This window comes from Glycomyces sp. TRM65418, assembly GCF_019710475.1.
In the GTDB taxonomy this organism is placed as follows: Bacteria; Actinomycetota; Actinomycetes; order Mycobacteriales; family Micromonosporaceae; genus Glycomyces.
In genome coordinates this window covers 1-15,137 of the sequence record NZ_JAJFAX010000012.1, presented here as the reverse complement: position 1 = coordinate 15,137, position 15,137 = coordinate 1, and the positions used below count along the sequence as shown (strand labels likewise).

Genomic DNA, 15,137 nt, shown 5'->3' with positions numbered 1-15,137 from the left:
TTCCCCGCGGAGCGGCCGTCGGGATTCGGCGGCTCGCCGATCACTCGAGGCAATTCGATCCCCGGCGCCGGCCGCTCAAGCGCCGGGCTGTTCCTGGGCGGCGCGTTGGCGGACGGCCTCGTAGAGGGCGACGGACCCGGCGTTCGCCGCGTTGAGCGAGGAGGCGGCCTTGGGCGACATGGGGATGCGCGCGGTCGCGTCGGCGAGTTCGCACCAGGCCTTCGACATCCCGGCGGTCTCGTTGCCGATCACCAGCAGCGAGGCGCCACGGAGGTCGTGATCCGACAGCGCCCGCTCGCCGCGTTCGTCGGTTCCGACGATGAACGGCGGATGGGCCTGCTTGCGGACCCATTCGACGACCTCGTGAGCGGAGGCGGCGTTGATCACCGGGATCGCGAAGAGGCTTCCCGTGGAGGCCCGGACTGCTTTGGGGTCGTACGGGTCGGCGGCGTTGCGGCCGGTGACGATCACCGCATCGGCCCCGAAGGCGTCGGCCGAGCGGATCAGCGATCCCACGTTCCCGGGGCTGGTCGGCCGGTCGACCACGAGCCCGAGCCAGCCGGGGCCCACTTCCAGGTCGGCGAGCCGCTGATGCGGGATCGCCACTTGCGCGAGCAGTTCGGGCGGCGTCTCGTCCTTGCCGCCGAGTTCGGCCAGGAGCGGCCCGGCGACGCCGTACTGCTCGACATGGGGCCGTTCGAGCACCCCGCGGGCCCAGTCGGAGAGACGTCCGCGGTCGGCGTCGTAGAGGAGGGCCTCGATCGTCCAGTGGTGTTCGAGTGCGAGCGAGATCGGCCGCACGCCCTGAACGAGGAAGGATCCGGCCCGGTGGCGCTTGGTCCGGTTGTGCAGCAGGGTTTCCCACTGCTGGTACCGGGCGTTCCGGACACTGACCCGCAGGACTCTCGCCATGGCCTCGCGCTCTCGGTGATCGGGGGAAACGTGGCCAGAACCTACCACGAGGGCCCACGGCGACGCCTCCGAGAAAGCGCTGCTTCAAGTCTTGTTGTGGCGGGGGCGACCGACCTTGGCCGGGTCGGCCGCCCTCGCTACCGCGGTGGCCTGGTGCAGGTGCCCGGGCGCGGGAGCCAACCCCGCGACCCGAGTCTTTCGGCGGTCCGCGCGGTCCCCTACCAACCGCCTCACCTACACCAAAACTGGGGCAAGCTTTTCACAAGAAGTCAACGCACTCAAGGATTCTTTTTCAGCCTGTGGATAACTTCGCGAGCGGTTGACATTTTGCCCGGTGGCATCAGGTGCGGTCCTGGTCCGACGCCAAGGTCTCCAAGGTCGCCGAGAGTGCTCGCAGCAGTTCGTGCATCTCGGCGGCCCGGTCCTCGCCCAGCGCCTCGACCAGGCGGTCGGCGAATGCGGCGTGCGCGGGGCCGATCCGCTCCACGGCCTCCAGGCCCTGCGCGGTCGGCGCGACCAGTTTGGCGCGCCGGTGGGCGGGGTTGGGCCGGTACTCCACCATGCCGTTCGCGGCCAGGAGGTCCGCGATGCGCTGCACGGCCTGGCGGGTGATGCCCATCGCGCGAGCGATGCCCGCCACGGGAAGCGGTTCCTTCAGGACCGCGCCGAGGACCTGCCAGTGCGCGGCGGTCAGGCCGGCCGGGCGGGCCAGTCCTTCGGCGATGTCGAGGAACTGGCCGTTCAGGCGGAACACGGTCAGGGCCATCCCCGAGAGCAGTGCCTGGCGGTCGCTCATGCGGCCTCGCCCGTCAGCTCGAAGTATCCGGCCGGGTCGCCGAGGCCGTAGAGCTTGTACCAGGAGGCCAGCACCTCGGGCGTGTACAGGTCGAGTGCGGCGAACACCTCGCGGGCGAAGTCCACGGGTTTGGTGCCGGTGGCGGTGATGAGCCCGCGGTCGGTGACGGCCGGGACGTCGCAGTAGAGCGCGGCGCCCTTGGATCCGAAGGCCTCTACGAATTCGGGGGCGTTGCTGGTGTGGCGGCGGTCGTCGAGCAGGCCTTCGGCGGCCAGTCCTCCGGTCGCGCCGCAGATCGCCGCGACCGGGACGCCGGCGTCGAGGAACCGCCGGGCCTGCTGGGCGAAGCCCGCGTTGCCTCCGGCGAGCCAGGTGTCCGCGCCGGGGAGGATCAGCATGGCGCTGTCCTCGGGGCGGAGCTCATCGAGTGTGAGGTCCGGTGTGATCGTCATGCCGCCCTTGGTCCGGACGGGTCCCGGCCCTTCGCCGACGGTGCGGACCTCGTAGCGGCCGGGTTCGCGCTGCCATTCGACGGCGTTGATATGGGCGGTCGCGTAACCGACCTCCCAGTCGGCCAAGGTGTCGTAGACCGCCATGTGCACGTGCTTCGTCATGTTCCCGCTCCTCAACCTTCATTGACAACAGTCTGTCATATTGACAATATATTGTCAAATCATTCGAGTGAGCGGTTCGGCGGACGCGACAGGGCCGCAGCGGCGTCGCCGCTGCGGCCCTGTCGTCGTTCGGGTTCCGGTCAGCCGGTGTTGCGCAGGCCCGCCGCGATGCCGTTGACGGTGATGAGGAGGGCCCGCTTGAGCTGCGGGTCGACCGTCTCCCCCTCGGAGCGGTAGCGCTTCAGCAGCGAGATCTGCAAGTGGTGCAGCGGCGCGAGGTAGCGGTCGCGGACCTCGAGGGTCCGGGCCAGCTGCGGGTTCGCGTCGAGGAGCTTCTCGCCGCCGGTGAGCGCCAGGACCTCGGCGATGGTCTTCTCGTGCTCGGCCTTGATCGTCGAGAAGATCGGCTGCAGCTTCGCCGGGACCAGCGTCGAGACGTACTGGTCCGCGATCGACATGTCGGTCTTCGCGAGCGTCATCTCCACGTTGGAGATGAAGTTGCGGAAGAAGTGCCACTTCTCGTACATCTCCGCGATCTGGTCGCCCAGGCCCGCCGCGCGCGCCGCCGCGAGGCCCGAGCCCACGCCGTACCAGCCGGGGACGATCTGGCGCGACTGCGTCCAGCCGAAGACCCACGGGATCGCCCGCAGGCCCGAGAGCCCCGCGTCGGTGTTCGGCCGCTTCGACGGGCGCGAACCGATGTTCAGCGCGCCCAGCAGCTCCGTGGGGCTCACGGCCCAGAAGTACTCGGCCAGGCCCGGCTGGCCCGTCAGCTCCCGGTAGGCGGCCTTCGACGCCTCCGAGGTCTGGTTCATGACCTCGAACCAGCGGTTCAGCACGTCGGGCTGGTGCCGCGGCTCGGTGTGCAGCAGCGTCGCCTTGAGCGACGCGGCCACCGTCAGCTCCAGGTTCTCGCGCGCCAGCGCCGGCAGCGTGTACTTGTCGGAGAGGACCTCGCCCTGCTCGGTGATCTTGATGGCGCCGTCGAGCGTGCCCGAGGGCTGGGCCAGGATCGCCTCGTGGGTGGGGCCGCCGCCGCGGCCGATGGTGCCGCCGCGGCCGTGGAAGAGGCGCAGGCGCACGCCGTGCTTGTGGGCGATGTCGCGCAGCTGGCGCTGGGCGCTCTGGATGTTCCACTGGCTCGCGGTGATCCCGGCGTCCTTGTTGGAGTCGGAGTAGCCGAGCATGACCTCTTGGACGTCGCCGCGGGCCGCGACGATGGCGCGGTAGGCGGGCAGGCTCAGGAGCCGGTCGAGGAGGGTGTCGGCGTTGCTGAGCTCTTCGACCTCTTCGAGGAGCGGGACGAAGCCGATGTCGGCGCGGCCGCGGGCGACGTCGATGAGGCCGGCGTCGCGGGCGAGGATGGCGGGGGCGAGGACGTCGGCGGGCTCGTGGGTCATCGAGATGATGTAGGACTCGACGATGGACTGGCCGAACTGCTCCTGGGCGTCTCGGATCGCGTGGAAGACGTTGAAGGTCTTGCGGTTCAGATCGGTGAGGTCGACGTTCACGGGCGCGAGCGGGCGCTGGCCGGAGAGTTCCTTCGAGAGGAGGGCGTCGCGTTCCTCGGCGGTGAGTTCGGCGTAGGGCTTCGGGAGTTCGCCGGTGGCGTCGTAGAGCTCGGCGAGCACGGCGTGGTGGGCCTCGGAGTGCTCGCGGACGTCCATGGTGGCCAGCTGGAGGCCGAAGGCGGCGACGGTGCGGATGACGCGGTCGAGGACGCCCTTGGCGGCGAGCTGGCCGCGCTGGCGGGCGAGGGAGTCGCGCATGACCTGGAGGTCGGCCTGGAGTTCGCGGCCGTCCGCGTAGTCGAAGCCGGGCCGGTGCGGGAGTCCCTCGGCGTGGCGGGTGCGGGTGTTCGCGAGCTTCGCCTCGATGGCGCGGGCCTTGAGCCGGTAGGGCTCTTCGGCGTGTATGCGCTGGTAGCGGGCGGGGATGACGGAGGCGAGGCGTTCGAGGTCGGCGGCGACGGAGTCGAGGAGCTCCTGGGAGGCCGGGCGGACCGCCTGAGAGACGGAGAGTTCGTTGATGAGCTGGGCGACGGCGCCTTCGGCGGCGGCGATGCCGTGCTCGTGCTGCATGAGGAGCACCTGCTTGGTGACCTCGGGGGTGACGAACGGGTTGCCGTCGCGGTCGCCGCCGATCCAGGTGCCGAATTTGAGCGGTGCCGAGCCGGGGCGGGGGGAGCCGCCGAGGTCGGTGAGGGTCGCGTTGAGGTCGGTGAGGACCCGCGCGGCCGCGTCCCGGTAGAGGTCGGTGAGGTAGTAGATCGCGTTGCGGGCCTCGTCGGTGGGCTCGGGCTTCTCGACGCGGAGTTCGTCGGTCTGCCAGAGCAGGTCGATGATCTCGGCGAGGCGGGAGTTGACGGCGTCGACGTCGGCGGAGCCGAGGACGGCACGCTCGGCGGTCTCGGCGTCGAGGAGGTCGGCGATGTTCCGCAGTTTGACGAGGATCGAGCGCCGCGCGGCCTCGGTGGGGTGCGCGGTGAAGACGGGGCGCACTTCGAGGCGGTCGGCGGCGGCCGCGATCTGGGCGGCCGGGATGTCCTCGGCGATGATCTCGGCGCGGGCCTGCGAGAGCCAGCCGCCGTTCTCGGCGCGGGAGCGGCGCATGTCGCGGGCGCGGTGGACCTGCTCGGTGATGTTCGCGAGGTGGAAGTAGGTGGCGAACGCGCGGGCGAGGTCGACCTCCTCGTTGACGTCGAGTCGGGCGAGGCGCGAGGCGACGGCCTCGGGCTGGTGGCGGACGAGCCCGCGGACCTCTTCGACGAGTTCGAGCAGGTGGGGTCCCTCCTGGCGGACGAGCGCCTGGCCGAGGAGGTTGCCGAGGCGCCGGATGTCGCGGCGGAGCTGCTTGTCGTCGGTTCCGCTGGAGGAGTCGAAGTAGTCCATGGAGGTCTCCACTGGTGGTCTGGGCAAACCCGGAGGGGCTGCTCGCGCCGACGTCCTTGTCCGCGGTCACTGCTGCATTCGTGCTCAGCGCACCCACGGCGTTCGGTCGCGGAGCTGCGGGCGGGCGGCCACGGCGTTCGGTTGCGGAGCCGTGGACGAGCACCCGTGGCGACCGCTTGCGGAGCCGTAGATGAGCAGGGTCAGCGTAACTTACCGGTAATGGCCGCGCCACTTTCTCAGTCCGCCATGCGGGACGCGCCGCTTCTCGATCGTCCGGCGCGGGTGGAGTCAGGCCGCGGCGGATGCGCGCACGCCGTAGGTTCGCGGCCCCCGCCGGCCTGCTGGGGGCCGGGGATGCACGGCCTTTGCCGGCCGTTGCGGAGGCCGTGGATTGGCGGTACGCGGCGCCCGCTTGCGAGCCGCGGATTCGCGGTAGGCGGTACCTGGTTGCGAGCCGCGGATTCGCGGTAGGCGGTACCTGGTTGCGAGCCGTGGATTCGGGGTTCACGGCGCCCGCTTGCAAGCCGTAGATTTGCGGTACACGGCGCCCGCTTGCAAGCCGTAGATTTGCATGGTCGGGGCGGTGACATACCCTAATGCGACCGATACCGATGCCGCCCCGCACGTTTCACTGCGAAGGGATCCCGACCGCTGATGTCTGACTGGGTACTGCCCGACGAGATCCTCGCCGAAGCACCGAGCCACACCCCCCTGCCGCACGAACTGGCCGACCTGGAACTGCTCTTGTACGGCGCGTACGCGCCGCTGCGCGGGTTCATGAGCGAGGCCGAGGCCCGGGCGGTCACCCAGACCGGGGTGCTGCCCGACGGGACGGCCTGGCCGGTGCCGGTGACGCTGGACGTGCCGATCGAGATCGCGCGGCTGCTGGACCACCCCGACCCGAAGCGTCGTGTGCTTCGCATCACCGACCCCGAGGGGGCGCCGGTCGCGGCCGTCGAGTGCCACGCCCTCGACCCGCTCGGACCGGACATGGTCCGCGTGGGCGGGCCGGTGCGGCGCATCGCGGACGCCGCGCACGGCGTGTTCACGGGCCTGCGCGCGACCCCCGACCAGGCGAAGACCACGTACACGAAGCCGCGGGTGCTGGCGCTGGTGGCCGACCGGCCGCTGCACCGCCCGCAGCTGGCGCAGCTCGCGAGGGCCGCGCACAACCTGGCCGCGCACGTGCTGGTCATGATCCCCACCGGCGACGAGACGAACGGCGACCGCGATCTGCGGCTGCCCACGGCGGCGCTGGTGCGCTCGGTGCTCGCGGCGAAGGACCGGCTGCCGACGGCGACGGTGCTGACCGTGCCGCTGTCCAAGCGCGGCGACCGGCTGCGCGACGGGCTGCTGACCGCGAAGGTGGCGGCCGCGTACGGTGCGACGCACGTCATGACCAACCGCGACGGGCTCGGCGGCGGCGACGGCGTGCGGGCGATGGTGCCGCGCGAGCTCGCCTACGACACCCGCGACGGCCAGTGGCGGCCGATCGAGGACATCGAGCCGCCGTTCCGGCGCACCGCCCTGAGCGAGGCCGAGATCGCGGACATGCTCGACCGCGGCTTCGGGCTGCCTGAGTGGCACACGCCGCCGAGCGTGGCCGCGGAGCTGCGCAAGGCCCGCCCGCCGCGGCGTCAGCGCGGCCTGGTGCTGTTCTTCACGGGCCTGTCGGGCTCGGGCAAGTCCACGATCTCCCGCGGCGTCTACGACGCCCTCCTGGAGGAGGGGACGCGCACGGTGTCGCTGTTCGACGGCGACGTGGTGCGCCGGCTCCTGTCCAGCGGGCTGGGCTTCACGCGCGCGGACCGGTCGATGAACATCCGCCGGATCGGGTTCGTCGCGGCCGAGGTGGCGCGGCACGGCGGCATCGGCATGGCCGCCCCGATCGCGCCGTACGAGGCGGACCGGGCGGAGGCGCGGCGGATGGCCGAGGCCGCCGGGGCGGACTTCGTGCTGGTGCACATCGCGACCCCGATCGAGGTGTGCGAGGCGCGGGACCGCAAGGGGCTGTATGCGAAGGCGCGTTCGGGGCAGATCCCGGAGTTCACCGGCGTCTCCGACCCGTACGAGGAGCCGCCGGCGGCGGAACTGACCATCGACACCACGGAGATCACCGTGGGCGAGGCGGTCGAGCAGGTCCTGGAGTACCTGTCCGAGGGCGGCTGGCTGGAGCCCACGGGCATGCGGCTGTCGTAGGACGAAGGGAAAGGCCCCGGGATCGGATCCCGGGGCCTTTCGTCGCCCTCAGAGGAGCGTGGACCAGTAGTCCCAGAAGCCCGTGCCGACGATCATGACGACGGCGAGGTAGAGCAGGGTGAGCCCGATCCAGTGGTAGCGCAGGAGGTCGTCGACGGCGTCGCGCCAGTCCGGCCCGACCGGGATCGCGCCGGTGCGCAGGTTATGGACGGTCGTGAACCAGAAGATCGGCAGGACCACCGCCCACACCGCCATGCACCACGGGCACAGCACGCCGATCCGGTACACCGACTGGAAGATCAGCCAGGACACGAACGCGAGCCCGCCCAGGGTGCCGAGGTTGAACAGCAGCGACATCCAGCGCGGCAGCGCCACTCCGGCCAGGAGCAGGACGCCCGTGAACACCACCAGCGGGAAGCTGACGAGGCCCATCATCGGGTTGGCGAATCCGAACACGGAGGCCTGCCAGGTGTCCATCACGGTGCCGCAGGACAGCACCGGGTTGAAGTCGCAGGAGATGACGTGGTCGGGGTCGGCGAGCGAGGCGATGCGCTCGTAGGTGAGGTCGAACGCCGCCGCGAGGCCGACCAGCCCGCCCAGCAGCAGGACGAGCCCGGTGACGGTGCGCCCTCGGGCCTCCCGCCGGTTCTCGCCGAAGGCCTCGTCCATGCGCGCGTCCCCCATCTCGGTCGGTACCGCGGTCGAAATCATGCTCATGCAAATCTAACGACACCGGTGAGGCGGAAGTTGCGGACCGGCGGCCAGGCTTGTCCCGCCTTGTGGCGGTTCAGGCCCGGAGGGATTTGCCGCCGTCGACGACGAGGGTCTGGCCGGTGACGTACGAGGCCGAGGGCGCGCAGAAGAACACGGCCGCGGCGGCGACCTCCGCCGGGGTGCCGGGGCGGCCCAGCGGCCCGTCGAGGCCCTTCTGGAGCTCGGGGACGGTGGAGGAGCCGGTGCGGATGAGCCCGGGGGCGATCGCGTTCACGGTGACGCCGTCGGCGACGACCTCGGTGGCGAGGGCCTTGGTGAGACCGGTGACGCCGGCTTTGGCGGCGGCGTAGGCCGCTTCGGCGGGGACCGCGGTGACGACGCCGGTGGTCGCGGCGACGTTGACGATCCGGCCCCAGCCGCGTTCGGCCATGGACTGGACGAACGCGCGGGAGACCAGGAAGGCGGTGTCGAGGTTCCGGGTCAGCTCCGACTGCCAGTCTGAATAGGACAGTTGAGCGACCGGCTTGACGACGGCCGGGTCGGACTTGGAGGTGAGGCCCGCGTTGTTGACGAGGATGTCGACCTCGCCGAGGGCGTCGCCCACCGCGTCGGCCAGGCCGCCCACTTCGGCCTCGTCGGAGAGGTCGGCGACGAAGCCGATCGCGTCGATCTCCTCGGCCCGCTCGTGAATCCGCTTGGTGGTGGACACGATGGCGACCGCCGCGCCCGCCAGACGCAGGCGGGTGGCGATGGCGAACCCGATCCCGTCCGGCGAGCCCGCCCCGGTGACCAGCGCGATCTTCCCGGCGAGCGAGTCGAGTTCCTGCAGCCGCCCGCGGGAGGCCCGCGGCGCCTGCCCGCCGTTGGACGGCAGGTCGATGACCTCGGCGAGGTTCTCGCCGCCGGTGGAGGCGTAGGCGGTCGAGTCGAATGACGAGTCGAATGAGTCGGAGCTCAAGCGCGGTTCACTCATGGGGGCAGTCTCTCACGGGGCTCCGGGCGAACACACCTCCGCCGGGCCGAACACCGGCAAACCGACACCGTCAGGCCGCCGGCGAGCAGCGCCTGCGCGCGAAGGCGGGGCGGCGCAGCGGGTCGGGGTGAGCGCCATGGGCCCGGTCGGCTCCGGTTCACCGACGTGCGCTGCGGTGCTCGCGAGGCTCGGCGGGGCGTCTCCGAAGCGAGTGCCGCTGCACGGGCACCGACGCCCGACGGCGATGCGGATGGGCGGCGGGCGCGGCGGCTCGGGCGGGGCCGCGAACGGTTCGTACGGGCTCGCGGTCCGACCGGTGCGGCGGGCCGTGGCTCGGCCCGTGGGACCATCGGAGGATGGAGCCGCATGTGGAGCCGACGCTCGGCCCGGTGCTGACCGCGCTGGCGCGCAACGCGGTCGCGACCTCGTTCGCGGCGCGGCCGCCGACCACTGCCGCTCTCCTCGCGGACCTGTCCACCATGCCGGCGTTGACGAAGCGCGCCGCGACTTTCGTGACCCTCGAACGGGACGGGGCCCTGCGCGGCTGCATCGGCACCCTGACCGCCTTGCGGCCCTTGGCCTTCGACGTCGTGCGCAACGCGCGGCTGGCCGCCCGGGACCCGCGGCTGCCGCCGGTGCTGGAGGCCGAGGTCGAGACGCTCCGCTGCACCGTGACGATCCTCTCCCCCGCCGAACCGATCGCCGTGCGGGGCTTCGGGGCGCTGTTCGATGTGCTGCGGCCCGGCCGGGACGGCCTGACGTTGCGGGACGGCGGCGCCCGCCGGGCGACGTTCCTGCCGTCCGTGTGGGCGAACCTGCCCGAACCGGAACGGTTCGTGGCGGCGCTCCTGAGGAAGGGCCGCTGGCCGGAGCCCCTGTGGTCGGGCGAGCTGCGTTCGGCCCCGTGGCCGCACGGCCTCGCGGCCGAACGATACGCGACCCGATCGTTCCACGGATGAACGCGCACCGGTCCGGCTCGGAGGGAGGCCTGGTCGATCCAGTGGCGGACACGGCCGCTCCCCGCCCGTCGGGCCGGGAGGAGCCGTCGCCACTGCGGGCCGGAGCCGAGGCCCCGCGCCCTCAAGCCGGGAGCGCCACCAGGTTGCCCTCGGCGACCTTCACCGCCGTGCCCGTGACCGAGACCGAGATCGGAACGCCGTTCAAGACCGTGACCTCGCCGTGGAGCGTCGAGGGGCGATTGATCTCCGCGCCTTGGGCGATCTCGTACCCGTGGCTGCCGTCGCCGCTGATGAGCCCCTGGTCGACCAGGTGGACGCCCAGGGCGATCGCCGCCGAGCCCGTCGCCGGGTCCTCGCCGACGCCGCGGTGGAACAGGCGGGCGTGCACCGCGTTCGTGTCGGGGTCGAAGCTGAACACGTAGACCTTGTCGAGGTGGCCGGGGCGGTCGACCGCGGCGGCCACGTCCTCGTCGGCGAGGCGCACGAAGTTGTGGTCCAGGCCGGCGCTCGCGTTCTTCGGGGTGCCGAGGATGCGGTCCTCCTCCAGGCCGATCGCGGCCGCGGCCGTCGCCCGGTCGACCTCGGGCCCGACGGCGATCGCGGTGGAGGTGAGCTTCGCGGTGCCGCCGTCGACCGCCACGTGCATGAGCCCGGCGCCGCATTCCTGGACCAGGGTGTCCCGGATGGGCTTCACCCGGCCGGACTGGACGACGGCCAGCGCGGCGCCGATGGTGGGGTGGCCCGCGAAGGGGAGTTCCTCCGCAGGGGTGAAGATCCGGGCGAGGTAGTCGGCGCCGGCGGCGGTCGGGGGGAGGACGAACACGGTCTCGGAGTAGCCGAACTCGAGGGCGATCGCCTGCATCTGGGCGGCGGTGAGGTCCTGGCCGTCGTAGACGACGGCGAGCTGGTTGCCCGCGTAGGGGCGGTCGGAGAAGACGTCGTAGATCGCGAACGGAAGCATGTTGCACTTATAGCTCGCGGGGCGCGCGGCGGCCACGGTAAGGCTACGCTCACATTGGCGATCCGAAATGCGTGGTTACGATTGAGTCATGTCTGACAACGCTGCCGTCGTCGAGGCCGTGCACGAAGCGCTCTCGCACGTCAACGACCCCGAGATCCGCCGCCCGATCACCGAGCTGGGCATGGTCGACACCGTCGAGGTCGACGGCGGTCGCCTGTCCTTGAAGATTCTCCTCACCGTCGCGGGCTGTCCGATGCGCGACACGCTGCAGCGGGACATCGCCGCCGCCGTCGACGGGGTCGAGGGGGTCTCGGAGCTGGCCCTCGAGTTCGGGGTGATGAGCGAGCAGCAGCGCGGCGACCTGCAGACCAAGCTGCGCGGCGGCCGCGCGAACGCCGAGCCGGTGATCCCGTTCAACCTGCCCGAGTCGCGCACCCGCGTGTTCGCGATCGCGTCGGGCAAGGGCGGGGTGGGGAAGTCGTCGCTGACGGTGAACCTGGCTGCGGCGATGGCCGAGAAGGGCCTGTCGGTGGGCGTCGCCGACGCGGACATCTACGGGCACTCGATCCCGCGGATGCTCGGCGTCGAGGGTGCGCCGACGCAGGTCGAGGACATGATCATGCCGCCGCAGGCGCATGGGATGAAGGTCATCTCGATCGGGATGTTCACGCCGGGGAACACGGCGGTGGTGTGGCGCGGCCCGATGCTGCACCGGGCGCTGCAGCAGTTCCTCGCGGACGTGTACTGGGGTGAGCTGGACGTGCTCCTGCTCGACCTGCCGCCCGGGACCGGCGACATCGCGATCTCGGTGGCGCAGCTCCTGCCGACGGCCGAGCTGGTCGTGGTGACCACGCCGCAGCAGGCCGCCGCGGAGGTGGCGGAGCGGGCCGGGGCGATCGTCACGCAGACCCACCAGAAGCTCGCGGGTGTGGTGGAGAACATGTCCTGGATGGTGATGCCGGACGGGTCGCACATCGAGCCGTTCGGTTCCGGCGGCGGCAAGACCGTCGCCGAGGCGCTGACGCGGGACGTGGGCGCGGAGGTGCCGCTGCTCGGTCAGGTGCCGCTCGACCCGAAGCTGCGCGAGGGCGGGGACGCGGGGGTGCCGCTGGTGCTCTCGGACCCCGACTGCGAGGCGTCGCGGGCGATCCGCGCGATCGCGGACCAGCTGGCGGTGCGGAAGGTGTCGCTGGCGGGCAAGCAGCTGGGCCTGAGCCCGGTCTGAGCCGGGTCGGCGACGTCGAAGCGCTGACGGCGGCGCGGCCATGGCGCTGAGCGGCCCGTGCGGTCTACGGACGGGCATTCAGCCCGAGTACGACACCGGTCTGCGCAACGGGCGTCCGGAGGACCCCGTTCGCGACGATGGCAGCTGGGTGCGACGAAGTTGAGCGGCGGTCCCGAACTCGCGAGTTCGGGGCCGCCGCTCGTTTCCCGGTTTCCCTGATAAAGCTGCAGTGGCGCCCCGGCGACGCCTGGGGTCAGCGTTTGCGGACGGTGACCGCCGTGCCGTAGGCGCAGACCTCGGTGCCCATGTCGCGGGCGTCGGAGACGTCGAAGCGCATCATGACGACGCCGTTGGCGCCCAGCATCTTCGCCTGCTCGACCATGCGGGTGAGCGCCTCCTCACGGGAGGCGGCGAGGGCCTTGGTGAGGCCCTTGAGCTCGCCGCCGAGGAGCGACTTGAAGCCGGCGCCGACGTCGGAGAAGAAGTTCCGGGACCGGACGGTGAGGCCGAAGACCTCGCCGTGGGTGTCGAGCACCTCGTAGCCCGGCACGTTCTCGGTGGTCACGACCACGAACCCCGAAGCGGTGGGATTGGCGGCGCCGAACTCTCCAACTCTGTCCATGCAGGTCACGGTATTCGAGTCGGCGGGGTCGCGCATGGGTCCGGAGAACCAGATTCCTCGTCGCGTCTAGCACTCCGGTACTAGGCGGGAAGGATGAGTCGGGCCCCGGCGTCACCGGGGCCCCGGCCCGAGAATCCTATGCGAGTCGGCCTGTTCGGACGATCACTGCGAGCTGTGGAGGGCGGCGTTCAGCTCGCCCCACGTGCCCGAGCGCGGGCGCACTTCCAGGACGCCGGTCTGGGTGTTCGTCCAGAACTGCAGGTCGTCCTTCCCCGAGAGGGTGGCGGCCTTGACGACCTGCCCGTCGGGGAGCGTCACCTTCGAACCGGCGGTCACATAGCAGCCCGCGGCGACGACGCAGTTGTCGCCCAAGGAGATCCCGATGCCGGCGTTCGCGCCGAGGAGGCAGCGCTCGCCGATCGAGATGACCTCCTTGCCGCCGCCGGAGAGCGTCCCCATGATCGAGGAGCCGCCGCCGATGTCCGAGCCGTCGCCGACGACGACCCCGGCGGAGATGCGGCCCTCCACCATCGAGTTGCCGAGCGTCCCGGCGTTGAAGTTCACGAAGCCCTCGTGCATGACCGTGGTGCCCTCGGCGAGGTGCGCGCCCAGGCGGACCCGGGAGGCGTCGGCGATCCGCACGCCCGGCGGGGTCACGTAGTCGGCCATCGGCGGGAACTTGTCGAGGGACTTCACTTCGAGCATGCGGCCCTCGCCGCGAAGGCGCAGGCGGGCGTCGTTCACGGCGTCGGCCGGGACCGGGCCGAAGTTGGTCCAGGCGTTGTTCGGCAGGAGGCCGAAGATGCCGGAGAGGTTGACCGAATGCGGGATGACGAAGCGGTGCGAGAGCAGGTGCAGGCGCAGGTAGACGTCCGCGGTGTCGACCGGCTCGTCCGCGAGGGACTTGACGACGATCGACACGCCCTTCGAGGTGGTCCCGGTCGGGTTGACCCGGTCGACCTCGGGCGCGTCGACCCCGCTCGGGGCCTCGCCGAGGCCCAGGCGGGTGAACCACACGTCGAGGACCGTGCCGTCGGCGGCGACCGTGGCCACGCCGACGCCCCATGCTCCGTCAGTCAGGAAATCACTCATGCGAAAAGCCTATCCACGCGCCGGGTATCGTCTGCGGATGTGACAGTTCTGAGTGAGGCAGTCCTCGCCGACCCGGTCGCGCTGACCAGGGCCCTGTGCGACATCCAGTCGGTCTCCTGGCACGAGGCGGAGATCTGCGACGAGGTCGAGACGGCCCTCAAGCGCCTGGACCACCTGACGACCGAGCGCATCGGGAACACCCTCGTCGCCCGCACCGACCTGGGACGCGAGCGGCGCGTCATGCTCGCCGGGCACCTCGACACCGTCCCGGTCAACGGCAACTTCCCCACCCGCCTCGACGGCGACGTCCTGTGGGGGCTGGGCACCGCCGACATGAAGTCCGGCACCGCGCTGGCGCTGTGGATCGCGGCCACCGTCGCGGACCCGAAGTTCGACCTGAGCTTCGCGTTCTACGACTGCGAGGAGATCGAGGCCGAGCACAACGGGCTCAACAAGCTCTCGCGGACGCGGCCCGAACTGCTCGCGGCCGACTTCGCGATCCTCCTGGAGCCGACGTACGGCCTGGTCGAGGCCGGATGCCAGGGCACCATGCGGGCGCGCGTGAGCACCCGCGGCAAGCGGGCCCACTCGGCGCGGTCCTGGAAGGGCGAGAACGCGATCCACCGGATCGCGCCCGTCCTGGAGCGCCTGAACGCGTACCGGGCCCGGGAGGTCGAGGTCGACGGCTGCGCCTACCGCGAGGGGCTGAACGCGGTCTTCATCGGCGGCGGCGTCGCCGGGAACGTCATCCCCGACGAATGCTGGGTCGAGGTGAACTTCCGCTTCGCGCCCGACCGCGACGAGGCCGCCGCCGAAGCGCACCTGCGCGAGGTCTTCGCAGGCTACGACCTCGCGATCACCGACTCCGCGCCGTCGTGCCGGCCGGGCCTGGACCGGCCGGAAGCGGCCGACTTCGTCGCGGCCGCGGGCGGCGAGTTCCGCGCCAAGCTCGGCTGGACCGATGTGGCACGATTCGCCACTCTGGGTATCCCTGCGGTGAACTTCGGGCCGGGCGACCCGAACCTCGCCCACAAGCAGGACGAACGCGTCGAGATCCCGCGCATCCGCGCCTGCGCGGACGCGCTGCGAGCCTATGTGGAGGAATCATGACCCTGAAGCGCCGCGTCACCGCGGACGAGCATCTGCTCGACGTCGCCCACAGCGACGAGTGGAAGCGGA

General features: G+C 71.3%; 13 protein-coding genes. 4 read left to right on the top strand and 9 right to left on the bottom strand.

Features of this window, described 5'->3' with window-relative positions:
* Positions 1 to 75: 75 nt before the first annotated feature.
* From K3N28_RS20610 to ppc, 4 genes are all read right to left on the bottom strand, one after another.
* Positions 76 to 912, bottom strand: a complete 837-nt coding sequence (locus K3N28_RS20610) for an RNA methyltransferase (RefSeq protein ID WP_228094648.1) — start codon at positions 910 to 912, stop codon at positions 76 to 78.
* 340 nt (positions 913 to 1,252) lie between these two features.
* Positions 1,253 to 1,708 carry a MarR family winged helix-turn-helix transcriptional regulator gene (locus tag K3N28_RS20605; RefSeq protein ID WP_228094647.1) on the bottom strand — a complete coding sequence of 152 codons (456 nt, stop codon included), beginning with the start codon at positions 1,706 to 1,708 and terminating at the stop codon, positions 1,253 to 1,255.
* Positions 1,705 to 2,322, bottom strand: a complete 618-nt coding sequence (locus K3N28_RS20600) for a type 1 glutamine amidotransferase family protein (protein ID WP_228094646.1) — start codon at positions 2,320 to 2,322, stop codon at positions 1,705 to 1,707. Before K3N28_RS20600 ends, K3N28_RS20605 begins: the two co-directional genes overlap by 4 nt.
* A 140-nt stretch (positions 2,323 to 2,462) precedes the next feature.
* Complete coding sequence (gene ppc, locus K3N28_RS20595) at positions 2,463 to 5,213, bottom strand: phosphoenolpyruvate carboxylase (RefSeq protein WP_228094645.1); 2,751 nt, start codon at positions 5,211 to 5,213, stop codon at positions 2,463 to 2,465.
* A gap of 651 nt (positions 5,214 to 5,864) precedes the next feature.
* Between ppc and cysC the strand changes: the two genes are divergently transcribed.
* A complete protein-coding gene (gene cysC / locus K3N28_RS20590; protein WP_374209847.1) occupies positions 5,865 to 7,412 on the top strand; it encodes an adenylyl-sulfate kinase in 1,548 nt (515 codons plus the stop codon).
* A gap of 48 nt (positions 7,413 to 7,460) precedes the next feature.
* Here the strand turns inward: cysC and K3N28_RS20585 are convergent, their stop codons facing one another.
* Together K3N28_RS20585 and K3N28_RS20580 are read right to left on the bottom strand one after the other, a co-directional pair.
* Positions 7,461 to 8,123 carry a vitamin K epoxide reductase family protein gene (locus K3N28_RS20585; protein ID WP_228094643.1) on the bottom strand — a complete coding sequence of 221 codons (663 nt, stop codon included), beginning with the start codon at positions 8,121 to 8,123 and terminating at the stop codon, positions 7,461 to 7,463.
* Positions 8,124 to 8,199: 76 nt separating this feature from the next.
* A complete protein-coding gene (locus K3N28_RS20580; RefSeq protein WP_228094642.1) occupies positions 8,200 to 9,099 on the bottom strand; it encodes an SDR family NAD(P)-dependent oxidoreductase in 900 nt (299 codons plus the stop codon).
* Between the two features lie 356 nt (positions 9,100 to 9,455).
* Here K3N28_RS20580 and amrA point away from each other — a divergent pair, with 356 nt between their 5' ends.
* The gene (amrA, locus tag K3N28_RS20575; protein WP_228094641.1) at positions 9,456 to 10,058 is read left to right on the top strand and encodes an AmmeMemoRadiSam system protein A; all 603 of its coding nucleotides are present in this window, start codon (positions 9,456 to 9,458) and stop codon (positions 10,056 to 10,058) included.
* Between the two features lie 121 nt (positions 10,059 to 10,179).
* Here amrA and K3N28_RS20570 read toward each other — a convergent pair whose 3' ends face one another.
* Positions 10,180 to 11,019, bottom strand: a complete 840-nt coding sequence (locus K3N28_RS20570; protein ID WP_228094640.1) for a PhzF family phenazine biosynthesis protein — start codon at positions 11,017 to 11,019, stop codon at positions 10,180 to 10,182.
* An 88-nt stretch (positions 11,020 to 11,107) separates the two neighbouring features.
* Between K3N28_RS20570 and K3N28_RS20565 the strand changes: the two genes are divergently transcribed.
* Positions 11,108 to 12,244 carry an Mrp/NBP35 family ATP-binding protein gene (locus tag K3N28_RS20565; protein ID WP_228094639.1) on the top strand — a complete coding sequence of 379 codons (1,137 nt, stop codon included), beginning with the start codon at positions 11,108 to 11,110 and terminating at the stop codon, positions 12,242 to 12,244.
* 253 nt (positions 12,245 to 12,497) lie between these two features.
* On the opposite strand, the gene K3N28_RS20560 is transcribed toward K3N28_RS20565, so the two are convergent.
* Both K3N28_RS20560 and K3N28_RS20555 read right to left on the bottom strand, forming a co-directional pair.
* Positions 12,498 to 12,866 carry a YbjQ family protein gene (locus tag K3N28_RS20560; protein WP_228094638.1) on the bottom strand — a complete coding sequence of 123 codons (369 nt, stop codon included), beginning with the start codon at positions 12,864 to 12,866 and terminating at the stop codon, positions 12,498 to 12,500.
* 162 nt (positions 12,867 to 13,028) lie between these two features.
* Positions 13,029 to 13,958, bottom strand: coding sequence for a DapH/DapD/GlmU-related protein (locus tag K3N28_RS20555; RefSeq protein WP_228094637.1), 930 nt, complete (start codon positions 13,956 to 13,958; stop codon positions 13,029 to 13,031).
* Positions 13,959 to 13,997: 39 nt separating this feature from the next.
* Between K3N28_RS20555 and dapE the strand changes: the two genes are divergently transcribed.
* Positions 13,998 to 15,068, top strand: coding sequence for a succinyl-diaminopimelate desuccinylase (gene dapE / locus K3N28_RS20550; RefSeq protein WP_228094636.1), 1,071 nt, complete (start codon positions 13,998 to 14,000; stop codon positions 15,066 to 15,068).
* Positions 15,069 to 15,137: the final 69 nt, after the last annotated feature.